The following is an 18,558-nucleotide window of genomic DNA, read 5'->3' on the forward strand; positions in this document are numbered from 1 at the left end:
TTTGCTCGCAGCAGGCAAGCATGCCACTAAAAATAGGCTGTTTACGGGAATTTATCAAGGGCACACACCTCTACTGCTAAAATGAAAGCTACAGTAAAATTTATTTCTTTCACGCTAACTATGTTCGGTTGCACCGGCATGTGGGCAGACTACACGGTAACGAACACCAATCTAAGTGGCGCAGGATCTTTAGCCGAAGGCATTGCCCAGGCGAACGCCAGCACCGAGGCATTTACGATCAATTTTGATAACAGCATTACATCGCTGTCTCTCGATTCACAATTAGTCGTTAGCCTAAATGCCGCCAATACCAATGGGCTGACCATCAATGGAACCGGGGTGACGATCGACATGCAGTCCAAGGACCGGGCCTTCTATTTTGACGGTGGCAGTGTGACCATCAACGGACTCACCATTAAGGATGCGAGTGTCACTGGCGGCGCGGGTGGCAATGGCGGCGGCGGCGGAGGTGGTGGCGCGGGCCTGGGCGGTGCCGTCTTTATCAACAGTGGCAGCATCAGCCTGAATAATATGCACTTCAGCGGGGCCTCCGCAACCGGAGGAGAAGGCAGTACCGGCTACACGGACAACGAGGTCAACGGCGGCGGTGGCGGCGGTGGCATGGGCGGTGGCTCCAATACACAGGCCCAGGACAATCAGCCGGGGAGCCAGATTGGCCCAAGCGACTCAACGGTATCCGGTGGCGGCAATGGCGGCGGCCCGGGAACTGGCAGCAGCTTCACGGGCGGAACCGGAGGTGCCGGCGGGCACTCGGGTATCGGCGTTAGCACCGAACCCAGCGATGGCAGCGATGGCCAGGATTTCGGAGGCGGTGGTGGCGGTGGCGCTGCCGGTGCCTCAGATGACGGATTTGGCGACCACCACCAAGGCTCTGATGGCGGAAGCGGCGGCAATGGAGGATTTGGAGCTGGCGGCGGCGGTGGCGGCCAAGGAACCAATGCTAAAACATTTTCCGTCCAAGGCGGCTGGAACGGTGGCGACGGCGGCGCTGGTGGTTTCGGCGGCGGCGGCGGTGGCGGCTCAGGTGGCGGCTCTTCTGAAGATCCCTTAGATGGAGGCGATGGCGGCTCCGGTGGCGCAGCTGGCTGGGGTGCTGGTGCCGGTAGCACGGGCGAAGTAGGACAATTCAGCTCGCCAGGCGATGGCGGCGCCGGTGGTGGCGGACTCGGTGCAGGCGGTGCTGTCTTTGTGCGCAACGGAGCGACGCTGGCCATCAGCAATGTCAGTTTCAGCGGATCAGAAGTCACGGCAGGCGTAGCGGATTACAGCTGGGCCGGTTCAAACGATGGCAGCGCATATGGTCGCGATCTTTTTGCCGGCGGCGATATCACCCTAAGCATGGGCAACGACCTCACCCTCGCCGACAACGCCTTGGGCGGAGGTACTTCTGTCGGCTCCAGTGGCGATTGGGATAATACGGAAGCGGATGGTTCCTTGACCACAATCGGAAGTGGCACCCTGACGTTGGAAGGAAGCCAAGCGGTCAACACCCTCAACATCCAATCACTGGTCGTTTCCGCAGCTGAATCGACGCTAACCGTAGAATCACTAACCATCGGTAGCGAATCCGGCGGGGAACTCCGTTTTCAAGGCAGTGCCCTCAATGTGCTGGAAGACAATTCCAAGGTCGTTCTTGGGTTAAACGAAGGCGATCACGGTAAGCTTTCGGTGACAAATCTACCGGACTTGAACGTAAGCTCTATCGAATCAGGTGCCGGTGTGGGCGAACTGGAGATCAATGTCAGCGAAGGGCAAGGCTATGAATTCAACACGCCGCTCAATTCTCCCGACGGCTCCGGAGAACTCAACGTGACAATCCAGGGCGGTGGTGAAGTAAATTTCAATGTCGCCAATACTTACACAGGATCGACCACGGTCTCGAGTTCTCAACTGGCCGTCGTCAATGCCAATGCCTTGCAGAACACGTCAGCACTGATCGTTGAGGATGGCGAGGTAGATGTCATGGCCAATGTCTTGACGATCCCGTCACTCACGCTGAACAACGGGACGTTGATGGACTCCAGCGGAGGCGGCAGCATCATTACCAACAACTTTTCCAGCCACCGGGGTGGTAATATTAACCTAAATGTGACTGCCACGGAAACGCTGCAATTGACCGATGACGACATTGCGGGCAACTCGAATACTCTGACCCTCGGTGAGAACAAAACCCTCACCGCCCAGTCGATCACCATTGGCGGTGGCATGAATCTGGTTCTGAGCCAAGGCTCCACACTGACTCAAGTTTCGACGGATTCCCCTTCACTCATACTTGGCGATAGCAAAGATGGCGTGGGAACGCTTACCGTTGGCAGTGACGGCAATGCGCCGTCAATTGGTTTTGAAGCAATTAGTGGTGGTGGTAATGGCGGCAAGGTCGTCTTTAACCAATCCATGTCAACGGACGGAAGTTCCGGCGAGTATGTCGTCGGTTACGCTCTTCTCGGGAACCTTTCTGTGGTTCAGCAAAATGCCAATGGCGAAACGGTCCTGGCGCCGGTATTCACGAACAATACCTACACGGGAGGCACGACGGTAAAGGACGGCATCCTCGTCGTGGGCGCTACGGATGCCGCAGGCACGGGCGACATCACCGTAGAAGGTGGTCAGCTAATCATAAAGGAAACCACTGAAAGCCCACGCTCATCGTTTAGCGTCACCAACAAAGTCATCTTGCTTGGCGGTCAATATCAGCGGCACCTATACACAGGCCAAAGTTACTCCGTCATGGGTGACCTTCAATCCGAGCGCGGCTCGGTAATGAGTTGGCTCGGCGGTGAATCGTCAGATATTCGCTTCATCGACTTCACCGTCTCTGAAAGCAGCTCAGCTAATAATGACGCCATACGCCAAAGCAGTGTATTCTCGTTTAACAGCTACGACGACGACCTGATCGTCATTCAGATTTCAGATGGCTCCATCCTCAGCGATAGCTATCTGGCTGCACTCGATTCTGAGAGCAATCTGTGGATTAACGTAACCGAAAACAATGTTGGCAACGTAGCAACCCCTGAACAGATGGGTTTTCAAGGTAGCTTCGGAGACTTTACCGCGCTTTACGGTGATGACCTATCAAGCTACCTGGGAGCATACGGGTTCGACGTTACCAACGATGCCGTTTGGGCAGTGATTAACCGCAGCTCTGATTTCTACGCCGCAGTTCCCGAGCCTGCCCAATACGCAACGATCATGGCGTTGACGTGCTTGGCAGGCGTTGGGCTACTACGGCGTAAATCCAGATAATCGGCCTTACCGGTTGGCGTCGGCGATCGCCTGCGCGCGCAGGGAAAGCTCGGATGCCATGAAGGCGTGAGCCTGCGTCATCGCCTTCTCGGTGCGGTTAAGACTGTCGAGGATCAGTTGACCGAAGAACGGAAAGCCGACTTGGCCACTCACTTCGATCCGCTGCTCGCTGTCCTGATCCGCAAGGATAATGATGTTACCGGTGTTCGACACGCCGGAATCAAAATACTTGCGCACTTCGATCGTGCCCTTGGTGCCGGTGATGAAGCTGCGGCCATCGCCCCAGCCACGTGCACCCTTCGGTGAGAACCAGTTGACGCGGGAGAAGCAGGACACGCCGTTGTCGAGCTTTAGCACGGCCTCGCCGATGTCTTCCAGCTCGGGCTTGTCGGCATTCGCCAAGTTGTCCACGCGGGCGTGCAGCACCTCGCCACTGGACTGGCGCGTGTAGTGCAGGAACTGGTCGAACTGGTGCGAAGCGATGTCGGTAAGGATGCCGCCGTATTGCGACTTGTCGAAGAACCACTCTGGGCGGCTGGGCTTGTTCAGGCTGTGCGGCCCAAAGATCTCCATGTGTGCGATGTCGCCAATGGCACCGTTCTGGATCAGTTCGTCCACATACCACGCGGACTCGACGTGCACGCGCTCGGAATAATAGACCTGATACTTGCGGCCGGTCTTGGCAACGGTTTCACGGGCCTGGTTCAGTTGGTCCAGTGAAGTGAACGGGCACTTATCGGTAAAGTAATCTTTACCGGCTTCCATTACTTTGCATCCCAAAGGTCCACGCAGGCTTGGGATGGCGGCGGCAGCCACCATGTGCACGGCATCATCCTCGAGAATTGGGTCCAACGAATCGACCACCTTCGCTTCAGGACTTTTTGCCAACAGGTTATCGACCTTGTTCTGATTCGCGGCGGGGTTGGGTTCGTAAATATACTTCAGCACCCCCCCGGCCTCCGACAGTCCATTGACCTGCCCCATGATGTGGCCGTGATCAAGATGAGTGGCGGCGAAGATAAACTCACCCTTGTCAACGACCGGCTTTGGCTTGGCCGCAGTCGGCGCATAATTCATTCCGTCTTTAGACATGATACTTTGTGTTGCAGGGTTAGTTACTGAAAGAACCCGAAAGATCGGCCGGGCCGGTCTCGACGGTTTTCTTTTTGTGGGTGGATTCGGCGATCAGCTTTTTCAAGTGCGCCTCGTAGGCAGCGCCATCGAGCGGCAGCTTGAGCGTCGAGTCGGTGAAGCTTGAGTAAAGCATCGCATTGGCCAGCTCCACCGAATGGATGCCTTCGGCTGCGGGCGCAATCAGCTCAGCACCATTCAGGATCGCATCGACAAAGTTTTTCATGATGCCGATGTGCTGCTCGCCGAAGCCGCTGGTAGGAATCTTAATATCCCACACCGGAGGTTTATCAAAACCACCTTTGGTCTCATTCGAGAATTCCGTGGTTTGCTTCTCGTTGCGCGTCCACTGGATACCCTCGCCTTCGATAACAACCTTGCCCTGCTCGGCGGCGACTTCCAGGCGGTTCGTGCCGGGAGCCTCACCGGTGGTGGTGATGAAGACGCCCGTCGCGCCGTTTTCATACTTGAGGTAAGTCGTTACATCGTCCTCGACTTCGATGTCGTGGAAGCGACCAATTTGGCAATAGGAGCGCACCTCAGTCGGCATGCCGAACAGCCACTGCATGAGGTCCAACTGGTGCGGGCACTGGTTGAGCAGCACGCCGCCACCTTCACCGCCCCAAGTCGCGCGCCAACCACCGGATGCATAGTAAGCGGCGGTGCGGAACCAGTCGGTGATAATCCAGTTAATGCGATTAATGCGGCCCAACTGGCCGGAGGTGATCAGCTCACGCAGCTTCACGTAGCGCGGGTCCGTGCGCTGGTTGAACATTGCGGCAAACACGAGGTTCTTATTCTGGTGCGCGGCAATAAGGCGCTCGCAGTCGGCCTTGTGCACGGAAATGGGTTTCTCCACCAGCGTGTGCAAGCCCGCTTCCAGTGCGGCGATGCCCAGCGTGGTGTGCGGGTAGTGCGGTGTGGCGATGATGACGGCGTCGATCTCGCCGCTGCCGATCAGCTCCTGGGCGTCGCTGAAATGCTTTTGCTCGGAAAACGCCTCCAAGCGCTTGGGGTCGCTGTCGCACAAAGCGGTGAGCTTCGCGCCGGGAACCTTGCCCGCGATAATGTTTTTGGCGTGGCTAGTGCCCATGTTGCCGACGCCGATAATGCCAATTCTTACTTCGTTCATGTGTGAGGGATTTGTGGTTATCTGGGGGGAGGATAAATTTACGCTGGGATCTCGAAGCCAAAGAAATTGGCCGCGTTGTCATGGCAGATGTTTTTCACCATCGGCGCGTAGAGGTCCCACTCGTTCGGGATAAGGCCTTGCTCGACATCGTTCCCGATGAGGTTGCACAGGATGCGGCGGAAATACTCGTGGCGCGGGTAGCTGAGGAAGCTGCGCGAATCCGTGAGCATGCCAACAAAGCGACTGAGCAAACCGAGGTTGGAGAGCGTGTTCATCTGCCACTCCATGGCCTCCTTCTGATCGAGGAACCACCAGCCGCTGCCGAATTGAATCTTACCCGCGATGGAGCCGTCCTGGAAGTTGCCAATCATCGTGCCCATCAGGTAATTGTCCGCCGGGTTCAGATTGTAAATAACCACCTTGGGCAAGGTGTCGTCCATGTCGAGGCGGTCGAGGTAGCGGCTCAGCGCAGCCCCCTGCGAGTAATCGCCAATCGAGTCAAAGCCGGTGTCCGGCCCAAGCTTGTTGAACAAGCGCGTGTTGTTGTTGCGCATGGCGCCGATGTGCAACTGCTTCGTCCAACCCTTCTCAGCATCGAGCTGGCCGAAATAAACCATCAGGTTGCTGGCGAACTCTTCCGCCTGCTCCGGCACAACGGCATTGCCCGAACGCGCGTGGTCGAAGATCGAAGCCGCACGCTCATCGCTGACGAACTTATCAAAGCACTTTTCGAGGCCGTGGTCAGAAAGACGTCCACCAGCTTCGTGGAAGAAATCATGGCGCTGCTTGAGCGCATCCTTCAGGCCACTGAAGCTACCCGTGTCGATACCCGAAACTTCAGCCAGCTTGTCGCACCAGGCATTGAAGTTTTCCGTATCGCCGATCTTCAGCGCCTTGTCCGGACGGAAGGTGGGATACATCGCCGTGGTGACATTCGGGTCCTTCGCCGCAGCTACGTGATGCGCCAGCGTGTCGGTCGGGTCATCGGTCGTGCAGACAACCTTTACCTGAAACTTCTTCAAGATGCCGTTCGCGCTGTAGTCGTCCTGAGCCAAAAGCGCGTTGGCCTTTTCCCAAATGACGGGCGCGGTCTTTTCGCTGATGAGCTCATCGATGCCGAAGTAGCGAACGAGCTCCAAATGGCTCCAGTGATAAAGCGGATTGCGCAGCGTGTCGGGCACGGTCTTGCACCAAGCCATGAACTTCTCGTAGTCCCCGGCGTCACCGGTGATCAGCGATTCGTCAACGCCGTTGGTCCGCAGCGCACGCCACTTGTAGTGATCGCCGCCCAGCCAGATATCGGCAATGTTACGGAAGCGGCGGTCGTTGGCCACGTCCTCCGGCGGCAGGTGGCAGTGGTAGTCAATGATCGGCTCGTCCTTGGCCACTTCGTGGTAAAGGCGACGCGCGGTTTCACTTTGCAATAGAAAGTCGTCGTGAATGAAAGACATGTGGGGAAGGTTTGAAAGTTCGGAAGTTTGAAATGTTCGAAGGTTTATTGGCCTCGGCTCAACTTTCGAACCTTCGAACCGACAAACCTTTCGAACTTTCTAAATGGTCATTGATGCGTAGCCGCCATCGACCAGCAGTTCGTGCCCGGTGATGAACGAGCCCGCGTCAGAGGCAAGCAGCAGCGTCGCGCCAACCAGCTCCTTCGCTTCGCCGAAGCGCTTCATCGGCGTGTGGCCCATGATCTGTGCCACGCGCTCATCGGTCAGCACCTTGCGGTTTTGCTCGGCGGGGAAGAAGCCCGGCACCAGCGTATTGACGCGGATATTCTGCGGGGCCCATTCGCGGGCGAGATTCTGCGAGAGATTGTGCACGGCGGCCTTGGACGCCGAGTAGGTGAACACGCGGGACAACGGCTTAACGCCCGACATCGAGCCGACGTTGATCATGCTGCCGCCCTGCCCGCGCTCTACGAAGTAACGCCCGAACACCTGGCAAGCGAGGAACACCGACTTGAAGTTGATGTTCATGATCTTGTCGAACTCGGCCTCTTCGATTTCGAGGAACGGCGTAGGGCTGTTGACCCCGGCACCATTGACTACGATATCGACCTGACCGCTCTTCTTGAGCACGCGGTCCAACAAGTCGTCCAACGCTTCCTTGGAGCCTACGTCGCAGGATTCAAAGTAGCTGGCACCGTGAAACTGATGCAGCTTCTTCAGGCGCGCCTGCGCTTTTTCTTCGTTGCGGCCAACCAGGACCACGGTAGCCCCTGCGCCGGCCAAGCCTTCGGCCATCGCGCCACAGAGTTCGCCCGTGCCGCCAATAACGACGGCTACTTTGCCTTGCAGAGTAAAGAGTTCGTTCAGGTATTCGTTCATAAATAAGTTCGAAAGGTTGAAAGGTTCGAATGTTTGAAAGTTCAGAAGCAATATGCTCTACACGGTGGTTCAACTTTCGAACCTTCGAACATACTAACCTTCGAACTTTCCGAGTCGTTTATCGAACGACTCGAGCGCCGCCGCCGGACATGATCTTTTCCACTTCCTTCTTGCTGGCCATAGTGGTGTCGCCGGGAGTGGTCATCGCGAGAGCGCCGTGCGCGGCGCCGTAATCGACGGCCTGCTGCGGATCGTTGGTCGCGAGGAAGCCGTAGATCAAACCGCTGGCAAAGGAATCGCCGCCGCCAACGCGGTCCATGATTTCCAATTCCGGGTATGGCGTGGACTCATAGAACTCGCCATCGTGCCAGGCAATAGCACCCCAGTCATTGACGGTCGCCGTCTTGACCGCCCGCAGCGTCGTGGCGGTGGCCTGGAAGTTCGGGAACTCCTTGACCGCCGTCTTGATCATATTCTTGAAGGCATCGATCTCGATGTTGGAGATATTCTCGTCCACGCCTTCGACTTCGAAGCCGAGGCATGCGGTAAAGTCTTCTTCGTTGCCGATCATCACGTCGACATACTTGGCGATCTCGCGATTAACCTCCTGGCAGCGCTCGTGGCCACCGATGCCCTTCCACAGAGACGGGCGGTAGTTAAGGTCGTAGGAAACAATCGTGCCATACTTTTTCGCGGCCTTCACGGCCTCGATGACGGTGTCCGGGCAGGTATCACTGAGGGCGGCAAAGATACCACCGGTGTGGAACCAACGCACACCGAGCTTGCCAAAGATGTGCTCCCAATCGACATCGCCAGGCTTCATCTGGCTGGCCGCAGTCAAGCCACGATCCGGGCAACCCACGGCACCGCGAATGCCGAAGCCGCGCTCGGTGAAGTTCAGGCCGTTGCGCACTTCGCGGCCGATGCCGTCGTAGTCACGCCACTGGATGAAGTCGGTATCAACACCACCCTGCAAGATGAAGTCTTCGATCAGACGACCGACAGGGTTATCCGCAAAAGCGGTTACCACGGCCGTTTTCAAGCCGAAGCAACGACGCAGGCCACGCGCAACATTGTACTCACCGCCACCTTCCCAGGCCGTGAATTGGCGGGTGGTGTGCACGCGCCCTTCGCCCGGATCGAGGCGAAGCATAACTTCACCGAGTGAAATTTCGTCGTACAGACATTCGGAGGCAGGTCGTAGTTCTATGGCCATGATAATCGATAATTCAGGGGTTAATTTTTCATTTGAGAAATAAAGATCTCGGCTTCCTTGATCGCGGTGTTCATCTCGTCGATCAGCGCGGACACATCACGCTCCACGGTGGTCACCTCGTTCTTCAGCGAGGCGATGGCGCGCGCGTTCAGGTTGTGCTTCAGGAAGAGGACTTGATCGCCAAATGCCGTGAGCACCGGATCCATCTTGGACTCGGCGCGTGTCATCGCGGCGATCAGGCGATTGTATTCGCGGCGTGTTTCGCGAAGCTGAGTCTCGCTGGCGCGGCGTAAATCGTCGCGTGAGTATTCACCCAGCTCGCTCTCCCACTCGCGGAACAAAGACTCGGCAACATCCTCGACCGCGGCAATGCGATCACGGACTGCTTCCGCGCGCTTTTCGCAATCTTGATATTGGCCCTTCAGGCGGTCGTAGCGTTTCTCCAGCTCGCCACCATCGACGTTGACTGTGGCCCGAAAGGCTTCGAGCGCATCTTCAAATTCTTCCTTTGCTTCCTCCTGACTTTCCTGCGCGGCCTCGACGCGGTCCACGAGCAACTCACGCTTGTGGATGCCCACTTGCTCGAGTGCGCCATAATACATGGAGGAGCAACCGGCGATCAGGAGCACCGGCAACAGAACAAATATGGATGCAAAACGTTTCATGCCTGGAAATTAGTCGGCGGTTTTAAAATCCGCAACCTTCCATCGCTCAGCACCGCACTCGTCGGCCAGCTCATTGAAGCCGTTAATTTCCGCTTCCGTAAAAAGCAAGCCGCCACTCTTGCGGGTGCGCTCGGCGGCCTGTGCTTCAATTTGGCCCGGCAGAATGCAGCTTTCGTTGCCCTGCCCCAGAATGTCGGCAAGCACCGCCTTGATGTTTTCCGCCGAGTTGCGACCGAGAGCGAATTCGCCCGCAATCGCGTCCGGGTGGATGACTTGGAAATAGAAAGCCGGCGTGTGCTTTTCCTCTGGCTGCTGATCCCAACGCGAACGCAGAGTCGGCAAACTGCCGCCGATAAAGCCCGCCATAATTTCGTTAATCAAAGACAGGCCGTAGCCCTTGTGCGCGCCAAAGGTAGTCAGCGCGGCAACCTGCTTCGGGTCCGTCGTAGGCTGGCCATTGGCGTCCACCGCGGCACCTTCAGGCAGGGGTTGACCTTCACGCGCAAATTGCTGCACACGGCCCATGGCGATCACGCTCGTTGCCCAGTCGATGACCACCGGGAAACCCACGGCATCCGTCGTTGGGAAGCCCCACGAGTGCGGGTTGGTGCCGAGCGTCGGCGTCTTGCCTTTAAAGGGAACCACCTCCGCTAGCGCCGCGGTGCAATTGGTGTAGGCGATGTAACCACGGCGCGCCGCGTCCATCACGTAACCACCACCCCAAAGGTAGTGAAATGCATTGTCCACCGACACTTGGCCGATGCCGTATTTATCGGCGAGTTCGATCGCGGTTTCGATCGCCTCGTAAGCCGTGGCCTGGCCGAGCTTGCGGTTGGCGTTCCACACCTGCGAGGCAGCAAAGCGACCTTCCTTCTTTTCGATGGCTGCGCTGGGCTTGCAGCCACCGGCACCGGAGCCAAACAAGTGGTCGAGATGCAGGGCTTTCAGCGCGTTGTGCGTGCGAATGCCATGCGTGCTCGCATAGGAGGAAAACTTGGCGGCGGCGTTGGCCTCGGCTTCATCAAAGCCACGGCTAAGATACGCCTGCTTGACCAGTGCGTTGTGCTTTTCTTCAGGGACGACGTAGAATGTTTCGCTCATTGGAAATGTATTGGTATGGGTAAAAATGAATAGGCGCGGACAGTTTGCCCACCCTTCGATGGCGTCGTAAACTGGCGATCTAACAGGTTCTCTTCAATGATCTCACCAAAGCGTAGGCTGGGCCCCTCAACGGTGTGGGCAGTGACCACGCACCCTTTTTCATCGATCTCCAGAAAAACCCAATATTTACCGTTAGCGCGTCGATCAGCTCTCAATCCAGGCATCTCTAAAGGCTGGGGGCTAATCAGTGTGGGCGCTTCATCTAACTCCGAGAATTCGACAACAGTCGCATCGCCAAAGCAACACCCCATGCTGAGGAACAGCATTGCGCCAAAGACAGAACTGTTGCGTAGGTTATTCATTGCGGAAAACAGTCCTTATTTGATCAAGGCTGCGGGGATCGGGGCGTCGTTGACTTGCGCGAGCGGCTTTTCGCCACGCAGCATGTTGATGAGGTTTTGGGTCGCCATCGTAGCCTGACGCACAACGCTCTCATAGGTGCGGCTGCCGATGTGCGGCGTGATGATGCAGTTTGGTGCCTTGAGCAGGACGTGGTCCGGCGAAGGCGGTTCTTCGTCGAGCACGTCCGCGCCATACCCAGCCACCTTGCCACTGGCGAGCGCCTCGGCCATGTCCTTGGAGTTGACCAGCTCGCCGCGGGCGCAATTGATAATCACCACGCCGTCCTTGAGATTCGGCAGTGACTTGGCGTCGATCATGTCGCGCGTTTCTTCGGTGAGATTCGAGTGCAGGCTCAGGATATCCGAGTCGCGGAAAAGCTGAGTCAGCCCACCAGCCCGCACGATGCCATGCTCACGCGCAAAGTCTTCGGGCCAGTAGAGATCGTAGCCGATCACCTTCAGGCCAAACGCCTTGGCGCGCAGCGCGACCTCGCGACCGATACGGCCGAGGCCCACAATGCCGATCGTCTTGCCCATGATTTCATGGCCAGTCAGACGCTTCCAATTTCCTTCAGCAACGAAGTTAACCTCGGTCACCAAACTACGGAACAGCGCCAGCATGAGTGCAAAGGTGTGCTCGGCTACGGTCGTGTGATTCACGCCCGGGGTGAACCCCAATGGGATGCCCATTTCGGTGCAGGCAGCCACATCGATCTTGTCCACGCCGATGCCATACTTGGCAATGATTTTAAGGCGCGGAGCGGCTTTCTCCAGCACAGCGCGTGAAATGACGTCGTCACCGCAAAGGAATGCGTCAAAATCGCCGGCGAGTTCCAGCATGCGGGCCTCGCTTAGGGGGCCGCGCTCGCGAACGATCTCAGCGCCACTGCTGGCGAGCAGCTCATGATGAGGACCAGGCGTATCCTGGTAGGAAGTCGTGGAAAGGAGTATTCGGGTCATGGTTTAAAAAAGGTAACCTCACGCATCAACTAACACGTGTAGGGTTTCGTCAAGTTTTTTACGTCAATATCGCGGGAAAGGCATGAAAATGTTATTTATCCGGTGGCTTATCGGTCGACTGTCGCACGATCAGCTTCGGCTTAATCAGCTTCCCGGACGGCTTCTGTTCGGGAGGCGGCCCATCTCCGAGCAGCTCAACCAGACGCTTGGCCGCTTGCCGCATCAGACGCTCAGCGCACTGATCAATGGTCGTCAGGGTCGGCTGGATGTGCCCACCGATCTCTAGGTTATCATAGCCTACGATCGAGACATCACGCGGCGTCTGAACCCCTGCCTCGCGCAGACGGTTCATCGCCCCGATGGCTACCCGGTCATTCAGCGCAATGATGGCCGTAGGCAGCGGCTGCTCACCCGCCAACATTTCCTCGGCTAATTCTCGACCATAATCATAGTCGTGCTCTCTCTGGCCGCGACGGTAAAACTGCTGCGCGTTCTTTTGGATGTCGATCTTGAGCCGTTTGCAATGGCGCTCAAAGGCCGGCCAACGGAAGGCACCATAGGGATTCCCAGGGTCAATTCCCAGCACCGCAAAGCGCCGGTGCCCCAACCCATGCAAATGCTCCAAAACGAGGCGCATTGAATAGGGACGATCGATGGACAACTGCTCGCCGCTAATCTTACTTTCCGGATCAACCCAGATGAGCGGCTTGCCTTGTTTTTGGCAGGCCGTTAGCGCGTCGTCATCCTCCATCAACTGAGAACCGATTAAAACAATGCCTTCGGCCTGCATGGACAAAAAATTACGTAGCGCAATCCGCTCCAGATCACGGTCACCATTGGTCAGCTCGATCAAGGCATGGTAACCGAGCTCGCGCAGCGCCTGCTGCAAATGCGACACCTTGCGCGCCAGGATCGGCGACTCCAACTCCTGAAAGCAGACCCCCACAATACCCGTCCGCCCACCACGCAAACCACGCGCCAGCGTGTTTGGCTGAAAGCCGACTTCCGCCATCGCCTTATTCACACGCTCAACCGTTTCCGGCAGGACGCCCGGGTGGCCGTTCAGCACTCGTGAAACGGTCCAACGGGACAGGCCCAAGTGACGGGCCAAAGCGGCGGTAGTGCCAACGGAGCTGGAAGGATCTTTACTCAAACGAATGGAGGGAATTCAGGGTTATCCAAGATAAAATATGGCCAAGCGCAATATTATCACCTTGACATAAAAGCAACAACCAACACGTGTAGGGTCAATCGTCAACCGTAAAAATTCACCTCACCAAAAACACGAAACACGATGACTAACCAAACCCCTGTAACCCTGGGACTCAAGAAATCATTTGGCTTTGGCGACCGCCTTGGCCTTGCCGGGCCCGGGCATCTGGCCGCTCTCAAAACCAGCGACTTTGCGGGCATTATGGCGCAGCAGTCGATCCGCGAAATGAACCGCACCGACCGCACGCCCGAGCAAGTCATGCGCGCTGCCCAAGAGACCATTGCTGCCGCCGAGTACGCACTCCCATGGGGTGCCGACGCCGACCACCTGAAGTGCGAGGCAGACGTCCAATGGACCGCCGAGGCTGGCTTCTGCTTTTTCACCATCGACCCAAGTGAACACGTCGTCAATGAAGCCGATGACATGGACGAAGCCGCGCTGACAGCGGGTGTCGAAAAGCTCGTTGCCAATTCCGTGTTTGACGATGCAAGTTGGGAAAAACCTTACCTCGAAGGCCAGTGGGACATAGGTTCGCGAGTGCTTAAATTTGATCGCGAGTCCCTCTACCGCGCTGCCGTAAAATACGCCCGCGCCGTCGAGCACTGCGGCGCGATGTCCGGCTTTATCGCCAAACATAACGCCAACAAACTTTACGAAATCGAAGTCTCGGTGGACGAAACCGATGCACCAACCTCCCACTTAGAGCACCTGTTCTTTGCGTTGGAGCTGCGCCGCCGCGGCGTGACGGTTGTCAGCCTGGCACCACGTTTCATTGGCCAGTTCGAGAAAGGCATCGACTACAAGGGCGACATCCCCGCCTTCGAGGCCGCACTGGAAGACCACGTTGCCATCGCCAAGGCCATGGGTCCTTACAAAATCTCCATCCATAGCGGCTCAGATAAATTCTCGATCTATCCCAGCATCGGCCGCATTTGCGGTGATCTGCTGCACGTCAAAACGGCGGGCACGAGCTACCTGGAAGCCTTGCGTGTCGTATGCCGCCAGTCCCCTGCCCTGTTCAAGGAAATCATTGCCTACAGCGCTGACCGTTTCCCGGAAGACAAGGCCAGCTACCACATTTCCGTTACCGACGATTGGGTCGCCGGCCTGGGTGCCATTGATGCCGACGAGGTCAAATACCTCGATGAAGATTTCGGCCGCCAGCTGTTGCACGTCACCTTCGGCTCAGTCCTGACTAAGGGTAAAGCCGCCAGCGGTCGGAGCTTCAAGGAAGGCATTCTCGAGGTCCTCGAAAACAATGCCGACTTACACGCCGAGCTCCTCGAAAAACATCTGGGCAAGCACCTGTCGCTGCTCAACGCAGGCTAGCCCAACAGGATCTCCACCGCCTCGACCACGGGCAACTCGCCCCGCGCGACGTCGCGTTCTATTTGCGGCAGCTTATCCATCACGGATTGGCTGCCGTAGAAACGCTGTAGGACTGCATCGCGTACCAGCGCTTTGAGCCATTGGCGGTTCTGCTCCGCACGAATATGGGTAAACTTTTCGGCGGACATAAGTTCCTCGCAAAAGCGCAACACCATCGCCCAGACATCATCCACGCCGCTACCAGTAGCCGCCGAGCAAGTCAGCGCTTGTGGAGTCCAGCCCTCCGTGTATGGATTCAGGTAATGCAGCACCCGCTTGTATTCGCCGCAGGCGAGTTTAGCCTTGTTGACATTATCGCCATCGGCCTTGTTAACCGCAATCGCGTCAGCCATTTCGATTACGCCCTTTTTGATGCCTTGCAGGTCATCGCCACCACCCGCAATTAGCAGCAGCAGGAAAAAGTCCACCATCGTGCGCACCGCAACCTCGCTCTGGCCGACGCCGACGGTTTCCACAATAATGTTATCGAAGCCCGCCGCCTCACAAAGCAGCATGGCTTCACGGGTCTTCGCCGCAACACCGCCCAAGGCCTCACCGGCGGGAGACGGGCGGATGAAGGCATTGCTCTCGCGGGTGAGTTTTTCCATGCGCGTCTTGTCCCCCAACACGCTACCGCCACTGCGTGAGCTGGTGGGGTCAACCGCGAGCACGGCGATCTTCCCACCGCCTTCACAGATCTGCATTCCCAGGCATTCGATGAAGGTGCTCTTCCCGGCACCCGGCGTGCCAGTAATGCCCAGGCGCACAGAGTTGCCCGCATGCGGCAGACAGCGGCGTAGAATTTCCCGGGCGATCTCACGATGCGCCTCTGCCTTACTTTCGACGAGTGTAATGGCGCGCGCCAACGTGGTCCGATCACCGGCCAGGATACCCTCCACCGCCTCGTCGGCGGATAGCGTCCGCCGCTTCTTGCGATGCTTGCGGACAGTCGGCACCCCTTGCACGCCGTGCATCACCTCGGTCGCGTAGGTTCCGTGATGCTCGTCCCCTTGCTTGGGCGTCCATTCGGTTTTGCGGCTTTTGGAGGGTTCGTCAGGCATGATTATTTTTAGATAAATAGATAGGGCGCAGTCTCCAGACAAGCCGCAACGCCGGAGTGGCAAACGCAGCTCAACATGCGTGACGGCTTGTCTGGAGACTGCGCCCTACCTTATACTTTCTAACGCAAAGCTTACTCCACGCTAAGCAGGAAGTCAGCGATGTAATTCAACGCCGTCAGCTTGCCGTCATCACTGCTGATCTCGCCAAAGAACGGGAACATGATGCGCTGCACTTCGTCGAGGACACGAATGTCGGCAAAGACGTGCGCCTGGCCTTTTACCTCCGCAATCTTGATGAACAGCGTCACCGAGGCACCGTGATAAATGGCCTGAATTTGAAACGTCGAAAAGCCGCAGTATTCCTTTTCACAATCCGCGAAATTGAACTTGATGCCGGCAGTATTGAACTGGCCTTTCAGCCAATCCGAAGCCTCGGTCACGACATCATGCGCGAGGTCCGGATTGGCCTTCTTGGCTGCGAGGAGCATGGCTAATTTTTCCATTGGATTTTGCTGAGGGGGTTAAACTTCCGCGCTGTCTTCGAGCAACATTTGCAAGATCGTGCGCGCGGATTCGGGGATAATGGTGCCAGGACCAAAGATCGCGCTGGCTCCGTTTTCGAGCAGGTAATCGTAGTCCTGCGCGGGTATTACTCCGCCGCAGACGACCATGATGTCTTCGCGACCAAGCTTCTCCAGCTCGGCAACAAGCTGCGGGAGCAGAGTCTTGTGACCGGCGGCCAGCGAGCTCATGGCAACGATGTGCACATCGTTTTCCACGGCTTGGCGCGCGGCCTCTTCCGGTGTTTGGAACAGCGGCCCGATATCCACATCGAACCCGAGGTCGGCGTAGGCGGTGGCGACCACTTTCGCGCCACGGTCATGGCCGTCCTGCCCCATCTTGGCGATCATGATGCGAGGACGGCGGCCCTCCGTTTCCTCGAATTGCTTCACGAGCATTTGCACGGCATTAACGTTCATATCTTCTCCAAATTCCTTGGCGTAAACGCCCGAGATCGAGCGAATCTTTGCTTTGTAGCGGCCGACCACTTTTTCGAAGGCATCGGAAATTTCGCCCAAGGTTGCGCGTTTACCCGCGGCGTCGACAGCGAGCTCAAGCAAGTTGCCCTTGCCGCTTTCGGCGCAGTTTGTAATGGCCTCCAAGGCGACACGGACATCCGACTCATTGCGCTCGGCGCGCAGCTTTTTGAGGCGCTCGATTTGCGACAGGCGCACTGCGGTGTTGTCGATATCGAGGATGTCGAGCGGGTCTTCATTTTCCAAGCGATACTTGTTCAGGCCGGTTATGGTCTCCTTGCCCGAATCAATACGGGCTTGGCGACGAGCAGCGGCTTCTTCGATGCGCAGCTTGGGAATGCCTTCTTCTATGGCCTTGGTCATGCCACCGAGCGACTCGATTTCCTCGATGTGCGCCCACGCCTTTTGCATCAGCTGATGCGTCAGCGACTCGACGTAGTAGCTACCACCCCATGGGTCGATAACGTTCGTCATGCCAGTTTCCTCCTGGATGAAAAGCTGCGTGTTGCGCGCAATGCGGGCCGAGAAATCCGTGGGCAGCGCAATGGCCTCATCAAGTGCGTTGGTATGCAGCGATTGCGTGTGACCGCAGGCTGAGGCAAACGCTTCGACCGCCGTGCGGATGACGTTGTTAAACGGATCCTGCTCCGTCAGCGACCAACCTGAAGTTTGCGAGTGCGTGCGCAGAGCAAGGCTTTTCGGGTTCTTCGGATCAAAGCGGTTGACGAGCTTCGCCCATAGGCAGCGAGCGGCGCGCATCTTCGCGACTTCCATGAAGAAGTTTTTACCGATGGCCCAGAAGAACGACAGGCGCGGCGCAAAGGCGTCGATATCCAACCCGGCATTAACCCCAGTGCGGAGGTATTCGAGGCCGTCGGCGAGCGTGTAGCCCATTTCGAGGTCGGCCGTGGCACCCGCCTCCTGCATGTGGTAGCCGGAGATGGAAATCGAATTAAACTTCGGCATCTTCTGCGAAGTGTATTCGAAGATGTCGCCGATAATCTTCATCGATGGCGCAGGCGGGTAGATGTAGGTGTTACGCACCATGAACTCCTTAAGGATGTCATTCTGAATGGTGCCCGCGAGGTCCTTCATGTCACAGCCCTGCTCCAGGCCGGCTTGAATGTAGAAAGCCATGATCGGCAGCACGGCACCGTTCATCGTCATGGAGACAGATACGCGGTCCAGCGGGATGCCGTCAAAGAGCACCTTCATGTCTTCCACGGAGTCGATGGCCACACCGGCTTTACCGACGTCGCCCACCACGCGCGGGTGGTCGGAATCGTAGCCACGGTGCGTCGCCAAGTCGAAGGCGACCGACAGACCTTGCTGACCGGCGGCGATGTTGCGGCGGTAGAAGGCGTTGGATTCTTCAGCCGTGGAGAAGCCCGCGTATTGGCGGACAGTCCAGGGACGAAAGACATACATCGTGGCGTACGGCCCGCGCAAGTATGGCGGCAGACCGGCGGTGAAATCCAAGTGCTCCATGCCTTTGTAGTCGTCGGCGGTATAGAGTGGCTTCACCGAAATTTGCTCCATGGTATCCGTCATCAAATCATCGAGGGCCTTGCCCGTGCGCGACTCGACGGCTTCCTTCCATTCCTCGCGGCTCGCTTCGGCCTCGGGAGCTTTGTAATCCAAAGTTGAGAAATCGACGTTGTTCATTGGTTCGATTGTTT

At 57.3% G+C, this 18,558-nt stretch carries 15 protein-coding genes; 2 read left to right on the top strand and 13 right to left on the bottom strand.

What is annotated here, in order from left to right:
- The first annotated feature begins 81 nt into the window (after nucleotides 1–81).
- The gene (locus tag O3S85_RS11590) at nucleotides 82–3,264 is read left to right on the top strand and encodes an autotransporter outer membrane beta-barrel domain-containing protein (protein WP_269540536.1); all 3,183 of its coding nucleotides are present in this window, start codon (nucleotides 82–84) and stop codon (nucleotides 3,262–3,264) included.
- Nucleotides 3,265–3,270: 6 nt separating this feature from the next.
- On the opposite strand, the gene O3S85_RS11595 is transcribed toward O3S85_RS11590, so the two are convergent.
- From O3S85_RS11595 to O3S85_RS11640, 10 genes are all read right to left on the bottom strand, one after another.
- Complete coding sequence (locus tag O3S85_RS11595; RefSeq protein WP_269540537.1) at nucleotides 3,271–4,356, bottom strand: Gfo/Idh/MocA family protein; 1,086 nt, start codon at nucleotides 4,354–4,356, stop codon at nucleotides 3,271–3,273.
- A 19-nt stretch (nucleotides 4,357–4,375) separates the two neighbouring features.
- On the bottom strand, nucleotides 4,376–5,527 hold the full coding sequence (locus O3S85_RS11600) for a Gfo/Idh/MocA family protein (RefSeq protein WP_269540538.1): 1,152 nt from the start codon (nucleotides 5,525–5,527) through the stop codon (nucleotides 4,376–4,378).
- A gap of 38 nt (nucleotides 5,528–5,565) precedes the next feature.
- A complete protein-coding gene (gene uxaC, locus O3S85_RS11605) occupies nucleotides 5,566–6,978 on the bottom strand; it encodes a glucuronate isomerase (RefSeq protein ID WP_269540539.1) in 1,413 nt (470 codons plus the stop codon).
- 99 nt (nucleotides 6,979–7,077) lie between these two features.
- Nucleotides 7,078–7,857 (bottom strand): SDR family oxidoreductase, encoded by a 780-nt coding sequence (locus O3S85_RS11610; protein ID WP_269540540.1) that lies wholly within the window; start codon nucleotides 7,855–7,857, stop codon nucleotides 7,078–7,080.
- A gap of 118 nt (nucleotides 7,858–7,975) precedes the next feature.
- Nucleotides 7,976–9,073 carry a sugar kinase gene (locus tag O3S85_RS11615; protein ID WP_269540541.1) on the bottom strand — a complete coding sequence of 366 codons (1,098 nt, stop codon included), beginning with the start codon at nucleotides 9,071–9,073 and terminating at the stop codon, nucleotides 7,976–7,978.
- 20 nt (nucleotides 9,074–9,093) lie between these two features.
- On the bottom strand, nucleotides 9,094–9,738 hold the full coding sequence (locus O3S85_RS11620) for a DUF2959 domain-containing protein (protein WP_269540542.1): 645 nt from the start codon (nucleotides 9,736–9,738) through the stop codon (nucleotides 9,094–9,096).
- Nucleotides 9,739–9,747: 9 nt separating this feature from the next.
- A complete protein-coding gene (locus O3S85_RS11625) occupies nucleotides 9,748–10,839 on the bottom strand; it encodes an Ldh family oxidoreductase (protein WP_269540543.1) in 1,092 nt (363 codons plus the stop codon).
- A complete protein-coding gene (locus O3S85_RS11630; RefSeq protein ID WP_269540545.1) occupies nucleotides 10,836–11,201 on the bottom strand; it encodes a hypothetical protein in 366 nt (121 codons plus the stop codon). Before O3S85_RS11630 ends, O3S85_RS11625 begins: the two co-directional genes overlap by 4 nt.
- 15 nt (nucleotides 11,202–11,216) lie before the next feature.
- A complete protein-coding gene (locus O3S85_RS11635; RefSeq protein WP_269540546.1) occupies nucleotides 11,217–12,200 on the bottom strand; it encodes a phosphoglycerate dehydrogenase in 984 nt (327 codons plus the stop codon).
- Between the two features lie 91 nt (nucleotides 12,201–12,291).
- Nucleotides 12,292–13,353, bottom strand: a complete 1,062-nt coding sequence (locus O3S85_RS11640) for a LacI family DNA-binding transcriptional regulator (protein WP_269540547.1) — start codon at nucleotides 13,351–13,353, stop codon at nucleotides 12,292–12,294.
- 141 nt (nucleotides 13,354–13,494) lie between these two features.
- Here O3S85_RS11640 and O3S85_RS11645 point away from each other — a divergent pair, with 141 nt between their 5' ends.
- On the top strand, nucleotides 13,495–14,742 hold the full coding sequence (locus O3S85_RS11645) for a tagaturonate epimerase family protein (RefSeq protein ID WP_269540548.1): 1,248 nt from the start codon (nucleotides 13,495–13,497) through the stop codon (nucleotides 14,740–14,742).
- On the opposite strand, the gene meaB is transcribed toward O3S85_RS11645, so the two are convergent.
- From meaB to scpA, 3 genes are all read right to left on the bottom strand, one after another.
- Nucleotides 14,739–15,842 (bottom strand): methylmalonyl Co-A mutase-associated GTPase MeaB, encoded by a 1,104-nt coding sequence (gene meaB / locus O3S85_RS11650; protein WP_269540549.1) that lies wholly within the window; start codon nucleotides 15,840–15,842, stop codon nucleotides 14,739–14,741. The genes O3S85_RS11645 and meaB overlap by 4 nt on opposite strands.
- Before the next feature lie 131 nt (nucleotides 15,843–15,973).
- The gene (locus O3S85_RS11655) at nucleotides 15,974–16,345 is read right to left on the bottom strand and encodes a hypothetical protein (protein WP_269540550.1); all 372 of its coding nucleotides are present in this window, start codon (nucleotides 16,343–16,345) and stop codon (nucleotides 15,974–15,976) included.
- Between the two features lie 18 nt (nucleotides 16,346–16,363).
- Entirely contained in the window at nucleotides 16,364–18,544 is a 2,181-nt protein-coding gene (scpA, locus tag O3S85_RS11660) for a methylmalonyl-CoA mutase (protein WP_269540551.1), read from the bottom strand.
- Between the last annotated feature and the right edge of the window lie 14 nt (nucleotides 18,545–18,558).

The sequence above is a fragment of the Cerasicoccus sp. TK19100 genome, from assembly GCF_027257155.1.
GTDB classification, from domain to species: domain Bacteria; phylum Verrucomicrobiota; class Verrucomicrobiia; order Opitutales; family Cerasicoccaceae; genus Cerasicoccus; species Cerasicoccus fimbriatus.

What these genes read in the sequence shown, in the direction of transcription:
- O3S85_RS11590 (WP_269540536.1), top strand. Translation starts at nt 82, where the DNA reads ATGAAAGCTACAGTAAAATTTATTTCTTTCACGCTAACTATGTTCGGT.
- O3S85_RS11595 (WP_269540537.1), bottom strand. Translation starts at nt 4,356, where the DNA reads ATGTCTAAAGACGGAATGAATTATGCGCCGACTGCGGCCAAGCCAAAG.
- O3S85_RS11600 (WP_269540538.1), bottom strand. Translation starts at nt 5,527, where the DNA reads ATGAACGAAGTAAGAATTGGCATTATCGGCGTCGGCAACATGGGCACT.
- uxaC (WP_269540539.1), bottom strand. Translation starts at nt 6,978, where the DNA reads ATGTCTTTCATTCACGACGACTTTCTATTGCAAAGTGAAACCGCGCGT.
- O3S85_RS11610 (WP_269540540.1), bottom strand. Translation starts at nt 7,857, where the DNA reads ATGAACGAATACCTGAACGAACTCTTTACTCTGCAAGGCAAAGTAGCC.
- O3S85_RS11615 (WP_269540541.1), bottom strand. Translation starts at nt 9,073, where the DNA reads ATGGCCATAGAACTACGACCTGCCTCCGAATGTCTGTACGACGAAATT.
- O3S85_RS11620 (WP_269540542.1), bottom strand. Translation starts at nt 9,738, where the DNA reads ATGAAACGTTTTGCATCCATATTTGTTCTGTTGCCGGTGCTCCTGATC.
- O3S85_RS11625 (WP_269540543.1), bottom strand. Translation starts at nt 10,839, where the DNA reads ATGAGCGAAACATTCTACGTCGTCCCTGAAGAAAAGCACAACGCACTG.
- O3S85_RS11630 (WP_269540545.1), bottom strand. Translation starts at nt 11,201, where the DNA reads ATGAATAACCTACGCAACAGTTCTGTCTTTGGCGCAATGCTGTTCCTC.
- O3S85_RS11635 (WP_269540546.1), bottom strand. Translation starts at nt 12,200, where the DNA reads ATGACCCGAATACTCCTTTCCACGACTTCCTACCAGGATACGCCTGGT.
- O3S85_RS11645 (WP_269540548.1), top strand. Translation starts at nt 13,495, where the DNA reads ATGACTAACCAAACCCCTGTAACCCTGGGACTCAAGAAATCATTTGGC.
- meaB (WP_269540549.1), bottom strand. Translation starts at nt 15,842, where the DNA reads ATGCCTGACGAACCCTCCAAAAGCCGCAAAACCGAATGGACGCCCAAG.
- O3S85_RS11655 (WP_269540550.1), bottom strand. Translation starts at nt 16,345, where the DNA reads ATGGAAAAATTAGCCATGCTCCTCGCAGCCAAGAAGGCCAATCCGGAC.
- scpA (WP_269540551.1), bottom strand. Translation starts at nt 18,544, where the DNA reads ATGAACAACGTCGATTTCTCAACTTTGGATTACAAAGCTCCCGAGGCC.